Source organism: Microbacterium sp. SYP-A9085 (genome assembly GCF_009649635.1).
Taxonomy (GTDB): domain Bacteria; phylum Actinomycetota; class Actinomycetes; order Actinomycetales; family Microbacteriaceae; genus Microbacterium.
On the sequence record NZ_WJII01000002.1, the window covers coordinates 16,403 to 31,159 of the forward strand.

17 protein-coding genes are annotated in these 14,757 nt (G+C 70.4%); 4 read left to right on the forward strand and 13 right to left on the reverse strand.

The genetic code is table 11. From position 1 onward, the window contains the following. Nucleotides 1-10 precede the first annotated feature (10 nt). The 4 genes from GH740_RS04905 to GH740_RS04920 form a co-directional block, all read right to left on the reverse strand. Nucleotides 11-613, reverse strand: coding sequence for a hypothetical protein (locus tag GH740_RS04905; RefSeq protein ID WP_153745026.1), 603 nt, complete (start codon nt 611-613; stop codon nt 11-13). Between the two features lie 144 nt (nt 614-757). Then, nucleotides 758-2,095, reverse strand: coding sequence for a PhoH family protein (locus tag GH740_RS04910; protein WP_367641044.1), 1,338 nt, complete (start codon nt 2,093-2,095; stop codon nt 758-760). A gap of 215 nt (nt 2,096-2,310) precedes the next feature. Continuing rightward, nucleotides 2,311-3,435, reverse strand: coding sequence for an aminotransferase class V-fold PLP-dependent enzyme (locus tag GH740_RS04915; protein ID WP_367640712.1), 1,125 nt, complete (start codon nt 3,433-3,435; stop codon nt 2,311-2,313). Nucleotides 3,436-3,477: 42 nt separating this feature from the next. Next, on the reverse strand, nt 3,478-4,263 hold the full coding sequence (locus tag GH740_RS04920) for an isoprenyl transferase (protein ID WP_367640714.1): 786 nt from the start codon (nt 4,261-4,263) through the stop codon (nt 3,478-3,480). 134 nt (nt 4,264-4,397) lie between these two features. On the opposite strand from GH740_RS04920, the gene GH740_RS04925 reads away from it, so the two are divergent. Then, complete coding sequence (locus tag GH740_RS04925) at nt 4,398-5,090, forward strand: hemolysin III family protein (RefSeq protein ID WP_153745465.1); 693 nt, start codon at nt 4,398-4,400, stop codon at nt 5,088-5,090. Nucleotides 5,091-5,094: 4 nt separating this feature from the next. Here the strand turns inward: GH740_RS04925 and GH740_RS04930 are convergent, their stop codons facing one another. Next, nucleotides 5,095-5,358, reverse strand: coding sequence for a hypothetical protein (locus GH740_RS04930; protein WP_153745027.1), 264 nt, complete (start codon nt 5,356-5,358; stop codon nt 5,095-5,097). 77 nt (nt 5,359-5,435) lie between these two features. On the opposite strand from GH740_RS04930, the gene GH740_RS04935 reads away from it, so the two are divergent. Continuing rightward, nucleotides 5,436-5,831: a DUF4307 domain-containing protein gene (locus GH740_RS04935; protein ID WP_153745028.1), complete on the forward strand. Its 396-nt coding sequence runs from the start codon at nt 5,436-5,438 to the stop codon at nt 5,829-5,831. A gap of 75 nt (nt 5,832-5,906) precedes the next feature. Beyond that, on the forward strand, nt 5,907-6,392 hold the full coding sequence (gene greA / locus GH740_RS04940; protein ID WP_367640717.1) for a transcription elongation factor GreA: 486 nt from the start codon (nt 5,907-5,909) through the stop codon (nt 6,390-6,392). Between the two features lie 2 nt (nt 6,393-6,394). Here the strand turns inward: greA and ilvA are convergent, their stop codons facing one another. From ilvA to GH740_RS04980, 8 genes are all read right to left on the reverse strand, one after another. Beyond that, nucleotides 6,395-7,621: a threonine ammonia-lyase gene (ilvA, locus tag GH740_RS04945; protein ID WP_153745030.1), complete on the reverse strand. Its 1,227-nt coding sequence runs from the start codon at nt 7,619-7,621 to the stop codon at nt 6,395-6,397. Next, nucleotides 7,618-8,805: an AI-2E family transporter gene (locus GH740_RS04950; RefSeq protein WP_367640719.1), complete on the reverse strand. Its 1,188-nt coding sequence runs from the start codon at nt 8,803-8,805 to the stop codon at nt 7,618-7,620. The genes ilvA and GH740_RS04950 overlap by 4 nt, the downstream gene beginning before the upstream one ends. 44 nt (nt 8,806-8,849) lie before the next feature. Continuing rightward, on the reverse strand, nt 8,850-9,746 hold the full coding sequence (locus tag GH740_RS04955; RefSeq protein ID WP_153745031.1) for a M48 family metalloprotease: 897 nt from the start codon (nt 9,744-9,746) through the stop codon (nt 8,850-8,852). A gap of 10 nt (nt 9,747-9,756) precedes the next feature. Further along, nucleotides 9,757-10,323, reverse strand: a complete 567-nt coding sequence (locus tag GH740_RS04960; RefSeq protein WP_153745032.1) for a LemA family protein — start codon at nt 10,321-10,323, stop codon at nt 9,757-9,759. 82 nt (nt 10,324-10,405) lie between these two features. Then, on the reverse strand, nt 10,406-11,719 hold the full coding sequence (locus tag GH740_RS04965) for a D-arabinono-1,4-lactone oxidase (protein WP_367640722.1): 1,314 nt from the start codon (nt 11,717-11,719) through the stop codon (nt 10,406-10,408). Beyond that, nucleotides 11,716-12,951 (reverse strand): alanine racemase, encoded by a 1,236-nt coding sequence (locus tag GH740_RS04970; RefSeq protein WP_153745033.1) that lies wholly within the window; start codon nt 12,949-12,951, stop codon nt 11,716-11,718. The genes GH740_RS04965 and GH740_RS04970 overlap by 4 nt, the downstream gene beginning before the upstream one ends. Before the next feature lie 68 nt (nt 12,952-13,019). Next, nucleotides 13,020-13,307: a hypothetical protein gene (locus tag GH740_RS04975; protein WP_153745034.1), complete on the reverse strand. Its 288-nt coding sequence runs from the start codon at nt 13,305-13,307 to the stop codon at nt 13,020-13,022. Nucleotides 13,308-13,713: 406 nt separating this feature from the next. Then, nucleotides 13,714-14,295: a pyridoxamine 5'-phosphate oxidase family protein gene (locus GH740_RS04980; protein WP_172978299.1), complete on the reverse strand. Its 582-nt coding sequence runs from the start codon at nt 14,293-14,295 to the stop codon at nt 13,714-13,716. Nucleotides 14,296-14,535: 240 nt separating this feature from the next. On the opposite strand from GH740_RS04980, the gene GH740_RS04985 reads away from it, so the two are divergent. Beyond that, nucleotides 14,536-14,739: a hypothetical protein gene (locus GH740_RS04985; protein WP_153745036.1), complete on the forward strand. Its 204-nt coding sequence runs from the start codon at nt 14,536-14,538 to the stop codon at nt 14,737-14,739. Nucleotides 14,740-14,757: the final 18 nt, after the last annotated feature.

Consider the following 14,757-nt stretch of genomic DNA (forward strand, 5'->3'; position numbering starts at 1 on the left):
CCGGTCCCGGTCAATCGCCTCTGTCCGGGGAACGGTGCGATTGTTCTCTGTCCCATCCGAATCGGGTACGGGGAATATCCAGGCGGGATGGGTCTTCCGCGTCATCCGCGGAAGTCCTGGGGGCGACGCTGCGCTTGAGCTGCGTCTGCACACGGTCGCGCCACTGCTCGATGAGCTTCCGCCACTGACCCCGGTTGCGGGCGCTCTCCCGCAGCGGGTGCTCGAGGTCGGCGGGCGGCGTGACAGCGGGATGCCGGAACGCGGGGTACCGGTTCTCGCCCGCGGCGGGGGTTTGCCCCGGCCCCGGCGCCACCGGCGACGGGGCGGCGGAATCGGAGGTGCGCGTCGCGGTGGACGGCGCCTTCCGCGCGGTAGGCGGGTTGAGCTCCTTGGGCTCGGGGGCCGCGACGGTTTCCGGGGCGGTGGATGCCGGTGCCTGCGCCCGCGGCGCCGGGGATGCCTGCCCCTGCACCACGACGGCGGAGTCGGCGAGCGCGCGACCGGGACGGTCCGTGAGCGCCGCGGCGCTGGTCAGCGCTATCACCGATGCGACGGCCACCGAGGCCGCCACCGCGGTGGTGCTGCCGATCAGCAGTGCCCCTCGCGCGTCCATTCCACCGTCCGTCCTCCCGCTTTCACGCGGGTACCTCCATGGTGCCCCGTGTCCCGGCGCGGATCACCTTGGTGAGACTTTCCTCATTCGCATTCTCATGGCACCGTCATGGGCCGGGACGTCACCATCCCGGCCCATGCGCGGTCAGGACAGTTCGCCGCCTTCGAGCAGATCCGTCACGAGCGCCGCTATCGGCGAGCGCTCGGAGCGGGTCAGCGTGACGTGCGCGAACAGGTCGTGCCCCTTGAGTGACTCGATCACCGATGCGACCCCGTCGTGTCGCCCCACGCGGAGGTTGTCCCGCTGCCCGACGTCGTGCGTGAGGACGACCTTCGAGTTCTGGCCGATCCTGCTGAGCACCGTCAGCAGCACGTTGCGCTCAAGGGACTGCGCCTCGTCGACGATCACGAACGCGTCGTGCAGCGAGCGTCCGCGGATGTGCGTGAGCGGCAGCACCTCCAGCATCCCGCGCGACATCACCTCCTCGAGGACGTTCGCCGAGACGACGGAGCTGAGCGTGTCGAACACCGCCTGCCCCCAGGGGTTCATCTTCTCCTGCTGGTCGCCCGGCAGATATCCGAGCTCCTGCCCGCCGACGGCGAACAGCGGCCGGAACACCATGATCCGCCGCTGCTGCTGACGTTCCAGGACCGACTCGAGCCCCGCGCACAGGGCGAGCGCGGACTTGCCGGTGCCGGCGCGTCCGCCCAGTGACACTATCCCGACGTCCGGGTCCAGGAGCAGGTCGATCGCTATCCGCTGCTCGGCGCTGCGGCCGTGCAGGCCGAACACCTCGCGGTCGCCGCGCACGAGCCGGTACTGGCCGTCCCCGACGACGCGCCCGAGCGCCGAGCCGCGCTCGGAGTGGATGACGAGCCCGGTGTTCACCGGCAGTCCGCGCACGTCGTCGGACAGCGCCAGCTCGGTCTCGTAGAGGTCGCTGATCTCGTCCCCGGAGACATCCAGCTGGGAGATCCCCGTCCATCCCGAGTCCACCGCCTGCTCGGCGAGGTACTCCTCGGCGTTGATGCCGAGGGACGCCGCCTTCACCCGCATCGGCAGGTCCTTGGAGACGACCGTCACCTCCTGGCCGTCCTCCATCAGGTGCATCGCGACGGCGAGGATGCGGGTGTCGTTGTCGCCGAGCCGGAGACCGGCCGGCAGGACGGTGGCGTCGGTGTTGGCGAGCTCGACGCGCAGCGTCCCGCCCTGGCCCACCGGCACCGGGAAGTCCAGGCGGCCGTGCTCGATGCGCAGCTCGTCCAGGTGACGCAGGGCCTGGCGCGCGAAGTAGCCTATCTCCGGGTCGTGGCGCTTGCCCTCCAGCTCCGTGATCACCACGATCGGGATCACGACGGAATGCTCGGCGAAGCGGAAGAAGGCCCGCGGATCGCTGAGCAGGACGGACGTATCCACGACATACGTGCGCAGGTCGGTGTCCGGCTCGTCGATGACCTGCTCGGCGGAGGCCGCGAGGTCGATGTCGCTTCGGTGCTGCGCTGCTCGTGTGGTCACAACCCGCTCCCCGTCCCGGGACATCGTCCCGGCCGTCACGAGTCGACCCAGGGCCACGAGTCGTGATCCGGTTGGCCGACTCGATCGGACGCCTTGTCCGATGCCATGACCGTACGACGCGGGGGTGTCAGCGCCGGCGCTCGACACGCCGACGCTGTGTGAACGCGCGGTGACGACTCGGGTCACCAGGTGCGGGATGCCGCGAACCCGGCCAGCGCGTCGCCGAGCAGCCGCATGGTGTCCTCGCCGGTGCCCGCGTGCGCGGCCAGGCGGATCTGCCCGGATCGGGCCGTGAAGGTGAGCCCGCCGTTGACGAGCGCGGCGGCAAGCGCCGCGGCATCCCGGGCGTCCGGGACGAGCGCGACGATCCCCGCGCGCCGATCCCGCTCACGCGGTGTCAGCAGCGGCACGCCGTAGCGCTCCGCGTAGTAGATGATCTCGTCAGCGCGGTCTGCGACGGCGGCGGCCACCGCCGCCACTCCCACGTCGCGCAGCTCGTCCAGGGCCGTCGCGAGCCGTCCCGCGGCGAGGAAGTCGTCGCCGCTCACCGTGAAGGCGCGGGCGGAGGATGCCGCGGCCGGCACCGCGTCCAGCGGCAGAGACTCGCCGGCGGTGCCGGCGAACCCCGACAGGACGGGGGTGATCCGCTCCAGCGCCCGCGGGCTGTAACGGCCCCACCCGGTGCCACGGCCGGCCCGCAGCCACTTGTAGCCGTTGCCGCAGACGACGTCCGCGGCGGCGTAGTCGGCCTCCACGACGCCGAAGCCCTGCACGGCGTCCACGATCAGGAGGCGGTCGCCGATGACGTCGCGCAACGCCGTGAGGTCGACGGTGTAGCCGGTGCGGAAGTCGACAAGGCTCACCGCGACCGCCGACGTCTGGTCGGTGAGCGCGTCGCGCACGGCCTCGGGGGTCACGAACCCGCCGGGCGGGTCGATCCACTGGGCGTACAGCTCGCCCCGCAGTGCGGCCGCCCGCGTCACCGCGACGGGAAGGCTCGGGAACTCGGCGCGGGACAGGACGATGCCGCCGGACAGCCCGTACACCGCCTGCATGAGGCCGTACGCGGTCGACGGCTGCAGCGCGATCTCCTCGTCGGGGACGTCGAGCAGCTCGGCGAGCGTCGCACGGGCGTGTCCGGCGCGCCCGGCGACGAGGTCTATTCCGGACCGGCGTCCGCTGCCGAGAAGTTCCGCGTCGGCGTGGGCCTCGGAGCGCACCGCCGGGGACAGCGGACCGAAGGCGGCCCAGTCCAGGTAGCCCGGTTCGACGTCGAACGAGGCCAGGTACTGCTCCGGATCGGTCACCGTGACATTCTGGCACGCCCGGTGACCGGGGGACCTGCGGCGTCAGCCCCCGTACCGCCGGTCCCGGCCTGCGTAGTCGCGGATGGCGCGCAGGAAATCGACCTCGCGCAGGTCCGGCCCGAGCGCCTCCACGAAGTAGAACTCGCTGTGCGCGGACTGCCACAGCAGGAAGTCGCTCAGCCGCTGCTCCCCCGATGTGCGGATCACGAGGTCGGGGTCGGGCTGACCACCCGTGTACAGGTGCTCCGCAATCTGCTCGGGGGTGAGGCTCGCGGCCAGCTCCTCGAGCGTGCCGCCGCGCTCATCGTGCTGCTGGATGATGCTGCGCACCGCGTCGACGATCTCGCCGCGCCCGCCGTAGCCCACGGCCAGGTTGACATGCAGTCCGGTGTTGCCGAGAGTGCGCTCCTGGACGTCGGCCAGCACGTGCGACAGCTCCGGCGGCAGTCCCTCGCTGCGGCCGACGTGCTGCACACGCCAGTCACGCACGTGCGAGAGGCTGTCGGCGAGCTCGGCGATGATCTCGATGAGGGCGTCCAGCTCCTGCGTGGGGCGCCGGCGCAGATTGTCCAGCGAGAGCAGGTACAGCGACACGACGCTCACGCCGACGCTGTCGCACCATTCCAGGAACTCGCGCATCTTCGCCGCGCCCGCCCGGTGGCCCTCGGCCGCGGTGGCGTACCCCAGCTGCCGCGCCCACCGGCGGTTGCCGTCGATCATCATGGCGACGTGGCGCGGCACCGACTCGGGCGCTATCTGCCGGCGGAGTCTGCCGATGTACAGCCGATAGAGGGGCCCCTGCCCCTGGGTCGACCGCGCGGACGTCACGTTCTCACGCTACCCCGCCGAGGAGTCCTGACCCTATGTACGCGCCCCGGAATGCCGGCGGGCCTAGGCTCGATGCTGTGAGCCCCCGCGATCCCGCCCACCCCTCCCGCCCGGAACCCGACGCGGGCTCCGAGATGCCGCGGCTCCCGCTGCTGGACGCCGCCGCGCGGGACGCGACCGTGGAGATACGGCCATCGTGGCGCGGCTGGATTCACGCCGGGACGTTCCCGGTCGCCCTTGCGGCCGGCATCGTGCTGATAGTGCTCGCGCACGGGACGCCCGCGAAATGGGCGGCCGCCGTGTTCATGGCGACATCCCTGCTGCTGTTCGGCAACTCCGCCCTGTACCACCGGTTCCAGTGGAAGCCGCGCACGAAAGCCGTCCTGAAGCGCATCGACCACGCGAACATCCTGCTGCTGATAGCAGGCACGTACACCCCGCTGTCGGTGCTGGCCCTGCCGACGTCGCAGACGGTGCTGCTGTTGTCGATCGTGTGGACCGGCGCCATCCTCGGCATCCTGTTCCGGGTGTTCTGGATCAACGCGCCGCGCTGGCTGTACGTGGCGCTGTACGTGGCGCTGGGCTGGGCCGCGGTGATGTACATAGTGCCGCTGTTCCAGGCGAACGCCGCGATGATGGTGCTCGTGTTGATCGGCGGCGTGCTGTACACGCTCGGGGCCGTCGTCTACGCGGTCAAGCGCCCGAATCCGTGGCCGCGGCGCTTCGGCTTCCACGAGATCTTCCACGTGTGCACGGTCCTCGCCTTCCTGTGCCACTGGACCGCGTCGCTGCTGATCTCGCTCGCCCCGGCGTACCACGCCGGCTGATCGATCAGCCCCGCGGGTGGTCGTCGCCGGCGGCGTCCTCCGCCGCCTGCGCATCGAGGTCCTCGCGCACCTGGGCACGGTACCGGCCGCGGCGGATGCGCCGCATCATGTCCCACAGCAGGAGGACGACGGCCAGCGCGATCAGCGCGACGGCGACGAAGCCCCAGGGGCCGGGCGTGACCAACTCGGCCGCGGGCCCGGTGGGGCTCGGACTCGGCGTCGATGTCACGTCGGCGAGGACCGCGGCCGCGGCGATCGCAAGGTGCATTTTCCCTCATTCCACGAAGAGCGCATAACCTGGAGTCCAGCCTATTCCCCCGCCCACCCTGTCCCGATGAAGGCGCGATGACCACCCAGCAGATGCTCGACGAGCGCTACGGGCGCACCCGGTCGCTGCGCAGCCGCGTGACCGCGGGCGTCGCCATCGGCGCGGTCGCCGCCGGGGCCGTGGGGTTCATGGTGTGGTCCTCGTTCGCGTCGTCCGCGGACGCGGTGGATGCCGTGGCCACCGGCTACCAGGTGGTCGACGCCCGCACCGTCCGCCTGGACTTCCAGCTGACCGCGCCGGTGGGCTCGGCGATCGTCTGCGTCCTGGAGGCCGACGACACCGATCACGGCGTCGTGGGCTGGAAGGTGGTCTCCCTGCCCGCATCCACGTCTCACACCCACGCGTATGCGGAGACGATCCCGACGGTGGGCGAGGCCACCACGGGTTTGGTGAACACCTGCTGGGTGTCATAGGCTGACCGCCGGAGTACAGACGCCCTGGCCGGTGCCGGGGCGTCTTGCCTTACCTGCTACACGAAGGGGGATGACGTGTCTGGAGAGGTGACCTTCCTCACCCAGGAGGCCTACGACCGTCTCACTGCCGAGCTCGAGCTGCTCTCGACCACGGGTCGGGAGGAGATCGCGAAGCGCATCGAGGCGGCACGCGAAGAGGGCGATCTGAAGGAGAACGGCGGCTATCACGCCGCGAAGGACGAGCAGGGCAAGCAGGAGGCGCGCATCCGCACGCTGCAATCGCTGCTGAAGAGCGCCGTGGTCGGCGAGGCTCCCGAGAGCAACGGCATCGTGGAGCCCGGCACTGTCGTCACGGCCGTCGTCGCCGGCGGCCAGGAGGTGTTCCTCCTGGGCAGCCGCGAGATTGCCGCCGACAGCGAGCTCGACGTGTACAGCGAGGCGTCACCACTGGGGTCGGCGATCCTCGGCCTGAAGGAGGGCGCGACGACGTCCTACACGGCGCCGAACGGCCGCCAGATCGACGTCGAGGTCGTCAAGGTCGAGACGTACGCGGGCCAGTAGCCTCAGTCCTCGACGACCTCCGGGTCGAAACCGGCGTCGTGCAGCGTCTGCATCACGAGGGCGCGGTGCTCGGCGCCGCGCGTTTCCACGCTCAGCTGCAGGATCACCTCGCTGATCTGCAGTCCCTGCCCGTGCCGGGTGTGCAGCACCTCGATCACGTTCGCGCCGGCCTGCGCGAGCAGCTCGGAGACCTGCGCAAGCTGACCCGGGCGGTCCGGCAGCGGTATCCGCAGCGTCATGTACCGGTCGGATGCCGCCAGCCCGTGCGCGACGACGCGCTGCAGCAGCAGCGGGTCGATGTTGCCGCCGGACAGGACCGTCGCGGTCGTGCCGTGCGCCGTCACCTTGCCCGCGAGGATGGCGGCCACGCCCACCGCGCCGGCCGGCTCGACGACCTGCTTCGCGCGCTCCAGCAGCGTCAGCAGTGCACGCGCGATGTCGTCCTCGGTGACGGTGACCACCTCGTCGACGAGGTCGCGGATGATCTCGAACGGGATGTCGCCGGGCCGGGCCACCGCGATGCCGTCGGCGATCGTGGGCGTCGTCGGGATCTCGAGGGGATGCCCGGCGGCCAGGGATGGCGGGTACGCGGCGGAGTTGGCGGCCTGCACGCCGATCACCCGCACCGTGCGTCCCGCGGCCGCGGCGCGTGCCTTCACGGCCGCGGCGACGCCGGCGATGAGTCCTCCCCCGCCGATGCCGACGATGACGGTGTCCAGGTCCGGGATGGCGTCCCACAGCTCGAGGCCGAGGGTCCCCTGCCCGACGATGACGTCCCGGTGGTCAAACGGAGGGATCAGCACCGCCCCGGTGCGCTGCGCGAACTCGGCGGCCAGCCGCAGCGGCGTCTCGACGGTGGCCCCTTCCAGCACGACGTCCGCGCCATAGCCGCGGGTGGCCAGGAGCTTCGGGACCGGTACACCCAGCGGCATGAAGATCGTCGCGGGGATGCCCAGCTGCTGCGCCGCGAGCGCGACGCCCTGCGCGTGGTTGCCGGCGGACGCCGCCACCACGCCGCGGGCGCGCTCGGCCGCGGTGAGCCGGGACAGCCGGTATGTGGCGCCGCGGATCTTGAACGACCCGGTGCGCTGCAGGTTCTCCAGCTTCAGGTGCACGGGCACGCCGAGCAGCTCCGACAGGTACAGCGACTGGTCGATCGGCGTGCGGGTGATGACCCCGGCAAGGGTCGCGGCGGCATCGTCGAAATCGGCGAGGGTGGGAGTGCTCATGCACCGCCCTTCCTGGTGCGGGGCACCGTATTCCAGATCAGGTCGTCGGGGGCGAACGTCGCCGGGTGCTCCCAGCCGCGCCGGCTCAGATACACCGCGACCACGTTCACGAACGCCGCGAGCGGCACCGCGAACAGGGCGCCGGGGATGCCGGCGATCAGCGCGCCGCCGGCGACCACGAGCACGACGCCCAGCGGGTGCACCTTGACGGCGGATCCCATCAGCAGCGGCTGCAGAACGTGCCCTTCCAGCTGCTGCACGCCCAGGACGACCACCAGCATCCACAGCGCTATCCACCAGCCGTTGTACGCGAGCGCGAGGAACACGGCGACGGCGCCGGTGAGCACAGCGCCCACGATCGGGATGAAGGAGCCGAGGAAGACCAGCACGCCGACGGGGACCGCCAGCGGCACACCGAGCAGGAACGCCCCGACGCCGATCCCGATCGCGTCGATCGTGGCCACCAGCAGCTGCGTGCGGGCGTAGTTGACCACGGTGCGCCATCCGGCGCGGCCGGCGCCGTCGACCGCGGCCCGCGCCTGCAGCGGGAACAGCCGCACCGTCCACCGCCAGATCCCGGCGCCGTCGGCCAGGAGCGTCAGCAGGATGAACACGGCCAGCAGGAACCCGGTGGCGATGTGCCCGACGGTGCTGCCCAGGGCCAGCGCCCCCGACCACAGCAGCTGCGCCTGCTCCTGCACCACGCCGACCGCCTGCTGCAGGAACGCGTCGATCTGCGCCGCGGTCAGGTGCAGCGGCCCGGCGATGAGGTACTCGCGCAGCTGCTGCACGCCCTGTACGGTCTTGTCCCGCACCGACGTCCACTGCAGGCCTATCTGCCACACGGCCAGCCACAGCAGCCCCGTGACGATGGCGAGCGTGCCGACGACCGAGACGATGATGGCGAGCCACCGCGGCACGCGACGGGCGAGCATCCAGGAGAACGCGGGCCACAGCAGCGCCGCGACGAGGACGGCGATCAGCAGCGGGATGACGAGCAGCTTCAGCTGGATGATGAGCCAGACGGCCAGGCCCACCGCCCCGGCCACGACCACAAGCCGCCATGAATAGGCGGTCGCGACGCGCAGCCCGCGCGGGATCGTCGTGCCGATCTCGGTGTCGACGGTGCGCTGGCGGAACGCGTCACGCAGCGACGCGCGAGGCTTGCCGTCGGTCTGTGCCACCCGGCCAGTCTATGGCCGCCGCCTGCGGCACACCGGCGGGATGACTAGAAGGAGCCGCCGATGCGGTGCAGCCGCTCGATCCGGTCCGGGATCGGCGGGTGTGTGGAGAAAAGGCGCGCCAGGGCGTTCGGCCGGAGCGGGTCGGCGATCCACAGGTGCGCCATCGACGTGTTGGCCTTGCGCAGCGGACGGCCCTGCTCCTGCAGCTTGGCCAGCGCCGACGCAAGCCCGTCCGGGTCCCGGGTCGTCAGCGCGCTCGTCGCGTCGGCGAGGTACTCCCGCTGGCGGGAGATGGCCGCCTGCACGATGCCGGCCAGCAGCGGCGCGATGATGGCGGCGACGATCCCGAACACCAGGAACAGGAGCTGCGCCTGCCCGCCGCCGCTGTTGTTGGAGCGGCGCCCGCCGCCGAAGAACGTCATCCGCAGCATGATGTCGGCGACGAGCCCGACCGCGACGACGAGCCCGAACACTATCATCGCGACGCGGATGTCGTAATTGCGGATGTGCCCGAGCTCGTGCGCGAGGACGCCTTCCAGCTCCCGGTCGGTCATCGTTTCGAACAGTCCGGTCGTGACGGTGATGGCGGCGTGGTCGGGGTCGCGTCCGGTCGCGAAGGCGTTGGGTGCGGCGTCCTCGACGACGAAGAGCTTCGGCATCGGTGTGCCGGTGGCTATGCACAGGTTCTCCACGAGCCGGTGATAGCGGGGGGCGGTCTGGTTCGTCACCTCGAAAGCGCCGGACAGGGCCAGCGCCTCGCGGTCCGCGCAGAAGTACTGCACGGCGGCGTAGCCGCCGGCGCCGATCAGGATGAACGCGGTGATCCACCAGTTGCCGGACGCCAGCCATCCTGCCAGCGCCCCCAGGGCGCCCAGCAGCAGCATGAATCCGATCAGGATGAACCAGGTGTTGCGCTTATTGCGCGCGATGGCCGAATACAACGCTCACGCATCAAAACTGCACGCGCGGCGGCTCGGCGATCGCCGCGCCGTCGACGACCTCGAAGAACTCCCGCTCGTGGAAGCCGAGGTTGCGCGCGAAAAGGTTGTTCGGGAACACCTTGATCTTCGTGTTCAGCTCGCGCACGCCGCCGTTGTAGAACCGACGCGAGGCCTGGATCTTGTCCTCGGTGTCGACGATGTTCTGCTGCAGCTGCAGGAAGTTCTGGCTGGCCTGCAACTGCGGGTACGCCTCGGCGACGGCGAACAGCGACTTCAGCGCCTGCTGCATGTGCCCCTCGGCGACACCGGCCGCGGCGGGGCCTCCGGCGCTCAGCGTCTCGGCGCGGGCCTGCGTGACGTTCTCGAAGACGGCCTTCTCATGCGCGGCGTAGCCCTTCACTGCCTCGATGAGATTCGGCAGCAGGTCGGCGCGGCGCTTGAGCTGCACGGTGATATCGCTCCACGCCTCGTCCACGCGCACGTTCAGCTGCACAAGGGAGTTGTACGTGGCCCACAGGTAGATCCCCACAATGAGGACCAGCGCGACCACGACAAGTACCGGGATCAACCATTCCATTGCGCGTGACTCCGTTCGATGATGAAACCATCCTAACCAGCGGGTCCGACGCCGCCGGGGATCAGGCCCGTACTCTCAGGCGTTACCCACCGAGCACGCGGGCCAGGTACGCGTTCTGGAACCGGCGGTCCGGATCGAGGCGGTCGCGCAGCGCCGTGAAGTCGTCGAACCGGGGGTATCGCGGGCGCAGCGCGTCCGCGTCCAGGGTGTGCATCTTGCCCCAGTGCGGGCGTCCGCCCTCCTGGGTCATGATCTGCTCGACGGCCTCGAAGTACTCGGTCGGGTTCTCCCGCCAGTACCGGTGCACGGCGATGTATCCGGTGGCTCGGCCGTGCGCCGTGGACAGCCACAGATCGTCGGCGGCGGCGAAGCGGATCTCGACGGGGAATGACAGCCGCCATCCGCGCTCGTCGATGAGCGCGCGCAGCGCGTCGAAAGCGCGGCGCAGATTCTCGGCGGGCAGTGCATACTCCATCTCGCGGAACCGGACGTCGCGGTTCTGCGTGAACACACGGTCGGAGCGGTCCGTGTACTCGCGGTTGCCGGTGAGGGTCACCGCGAGCCGGGAGAAGGAGGGGACGACGACCGGGAGCACGGTGCCGATGCCGCACACGGCGCGGTAGACGCCGTTGGAGAGGAGCTCCTCGTCGATCCACCGGCCCATTGCGGGCAGGGGATGCCGCGGCGCGTCTGGGGGCAGGCGCGTGTTCGTCTTGGTGAGGGCGACGTCCGTGTGCGGGAACCAGTAGAACTCGAAGTGGTCGGCCTCGGCCGCGGACCGCTCGAGCCCCTCCAGCGTCTCCGCCAGAGGGACCGGCTGGTCGACGGCGTGCAGGACGAACGCGGGCACGCACTGCAGCGTGACCTCCACGATCACGCCCAGGGCGCCCAGGCTCAGCGCGACGGCGGGCAGCAGCGCGCTGTCGTGGTCCTCGTCGACGGTGAGCAGCTCACCGTCCGCGGTCACCAGCGTCATCCCGACGACCTGGGTGGCGAGGCCCCCGAACCGTGCGCCGGTGCCGTGCGTCCCCGTGGAGATGGCGCCGGAGATCGTCTGCCGGTCGATGTCGCCGAGGTTCTGCATGGCGAGCTGGTACGGGGCCAGCAGTGCGGGTATGTGGTGCAGTCGCGTTCCGGCGCGCAGCGTCACCCGGCCGCGCTCGCGGTCCACCCCGACGACGCCGGTGAGGTCGCTCAGGTCCAGCAGAAGCCCCGGTGCCACGGCGATCCCCGAGAAGCTGTGCCCGGCACCGACGGCCTTGACCGCGAGCCCTTTGCGCGCCGCGGCCTGGACGGCGCGCCGCACCGCGTCGGTGCTGGTCGGGTATTCGACCGCCTGCGGCCGCACCCGCGCCGATCGTCCCCAGTTGCGCCATTCCCCGCCGGGTCGTGTCACAGGAACGCCTTCCCCTCACCGCGGTAGGTGGGCGCCTCGCCGATGATGCGGCCGGAGGCGACGAGGCGATACGCGTCGACGCGTTCGGCGAGCTCGCCGCTCTTCGCGTGGCGGAACCAGACCCGGTCGCCGACCCGCAGCACCCGGGCGGCCTCCCCCCGCAGCGGGGTCTGCACCTCGCCGGCGCCCTCGCGCCCGAGCAGGTGCAGGCCCGCTGGCCAGACCGGCAGCGGCTGCCGGGAGGCGACGGGCGGCCCCGACGCCACCCAGCCGCCGCCGAGCACCGTCACGATGTCGTCGGCCGGCTTGCGGACCACCTCGAGCCCGAACGCGGCGGCCGGCGCCGGGTCGAACGCGCGGTAACGGTCGAAAAGGTGGCCGGCCAGCAGCCCGCTGCCGGCGGTGATCTCGGTGACGGACTGGTCGGAGGCGGTGAACTCGAGCGATCCGGTGCCGCCGCCGTTGACGAACTCGAGCGGGGCTATCTCGCGGAGCGCGTCGACGATGCCGGCACGGCGGGTCAGCAGCTCGTCGGCGGAGCGGCGCTGCATCCAGCGGATGACGGGGTCGGACGGGCCTTCCTGGTCGGGCTGGCCCGCGATCTGCGCCTCGTACATCATCAGGCCGACGAGCCGGAAGCCCGCGCGAGCGGTGATCCGCCGGGCGAGCTCGGCGACCTCGGCGACGTCGTGCACCGGGGAGCGCCGGACGCCGACGTGCCCGAGTCCGGGGGCGCGCCACGACGCATCCGCGTCGATGCAGACGCGGATCGTCTCTCGTGCGCCGGGCGCGGCGACGGCGTCGACGAGGTCGAGCTGGTCGATCGAGTCGACCATCAGCGTGATCTGGGCGGCAGCCGCTGAGTCCGCGGCCAGGTCCGCTATCGCGGCGCGGTCCGCGGTCGGGTAGCCGACGACGACGTCGCGGTGGCCGTGCCCGGCGAGCCACAGCGCCTCGGGCAGGGTGAAGGCGAGGATGCCGCGGTATCCCGGGATCGCCAGCGTGGCATCGACGATCTCACGCACGCGCACGGACTTGCTGGCGACCCGGATCGGCACGCCGCCGGCGCGCACGACCATGTCCAGGGCGTTGTGGCGCAGCGCATCCACGTCGATCGCAGCGACGGGTCCGGACACGGCGGCGGTGGCATCCGTCATCGCCTGCCAGTACACGGCCGCGTCGCGCCAGCTCAGTGCGGCGGGTGCGGGCGCGGCCAGAAGGTCGAGACTCATCCGTGCGACTCCTTCGCGCATCGACGAATGCTCTCAGCATAGGGCCGCACTCCGCGCCGGCGATGGGGCTACAGAAAGTCGAACGAGCCGCCGAACGGGGACGTGTCGTCGGTACCCTCCCATGGGTCCAGCGCCACGGTCTCCACCAGGAACACGGCCTGCGTCCGCGCGGTGAACAGCACGCTGATCTGCCGGCTGCCGGCGACGGCGAACTCGACGAAGGCGCCGTCGGCGTGTACGGCGTCGACGATCCGGCGTTTCAGCGCGCCGACATCCTCACCCGGGGCGAGCGAGAACGTGGCGCCGTTCACCGCCACCTGAGTCTGGATCATCGTCTCCACGTCGGCGTCTCCCACGTCTTTCGCGTCTCCCGCACCTGTTTCGCGTTTCTCGTCTTTCGCGTCGGCACTCTACGTGCCGGGTGCCGGTATCGCGAGGGGGTTGCGCGCCGCCGACCGGTGAGGAACCCGTCCGATTGGCCGTTCGTGCGGCGGTCTCGCCTGGTCTCGGGCACGCGGGTGGGGTCACGTCGGTCATGCCCTCCCTGCACGGGGCGGCGCACGGGTCTAGGTTGAGCGTCGGGGCGCGGATCTAGGTCCCGTTTGACGCTGTCGGCGGGATCTGGCTGCTCGTGGACCTGTTCCTGGTCCCGTCGTTGACCCGGAATGCGAACGCTTCGGCGCAGTTTCCGCGGTGAGGTAGGTCAGTCGGCTCGCGGCAATGGTGTGTCGTGCCGTCGCCATCGGTGACCGGCGCAGCTCGTCAGTGGGGTCTGCGCCTGTCATCACCCATCGGCGGAAAGGATGGAATCGTCGTCGGCGGCACGCGACGTTCCGTCGATTTGGACTCATCGACGGATCCTGTGCGATCCACGGCACTACTGACGTCACCGGTCGGTCGCGCCCCGGCGACGATGAGAAATCGCCGACCAGTGATCGACGTCACTGTGAGGCGAATCGATCGCGTCTTGGTCCCGGGGAACCAGGAAGAGCCCGACGAGCGGTGCAGCGGTGAATCCGCGTCGTCCACGATCACTTCGGCCGTTGCGTGGACGATCACACTCCACCGCACTCTGAGGGTGCCGCCGTCGACTTCGATGGCGACGTGAGGACGTGCGGTGATCGCGTGCGCCTTCGTGTCATCGGCCGATCGGATGACGACGGTACCTTGAGCGGTCTGGATGTTCACCGGATAGATCTCGGGGTCGCCGCTCTCATTGACGAATGCCAGGCGGGCGAGAGAGGCCTCTTGCAGCAGCCGCCAGCATTCGTCTGTGTTGAGCTGCTCTACGTGCAATTCCCCTTCGAGGCCGAGCCGACTTCTCGTGCTGTCATTCGAATCCATTGTGGTCCCTCGTAGGTCGATCTCATACGCAACGAGTGCTCGCATCGACTTTGTCGATTTCACAGAAGTGCTTCGCCTCCACATCGTGCCTGAGCCTGCCGCACGACATGCGGGTCCTTAGTCCCGTCGAGGTCAGCCGCCGGCAGCTGTCCGCGGGACTTTGGACCCCATCGGTGCGACGCCATTCGGGCAACCTCTGTGCATGACCTTCCAGCCGACCGCGCCCGCCGGGAGCATCCGATGAGGGAATCTCGCCGCAGCACCAGAGTGGTGGAGAAGGCCGGGCCCTGGGGTTTCTTCTTCCTCCTGGCGTACATCGGTGCGGCGATCTACTTCATCTCGCACTCGGACGGCTCCTTCTGGGGCGTTGTCCTCGGGCTGCTCCAGGCGATCGTCTGGCCCGTGTATGTCATCTACAACACGCTCAGCCTGCTGCTGGCATGACGTCTGGCGGAGGCATCC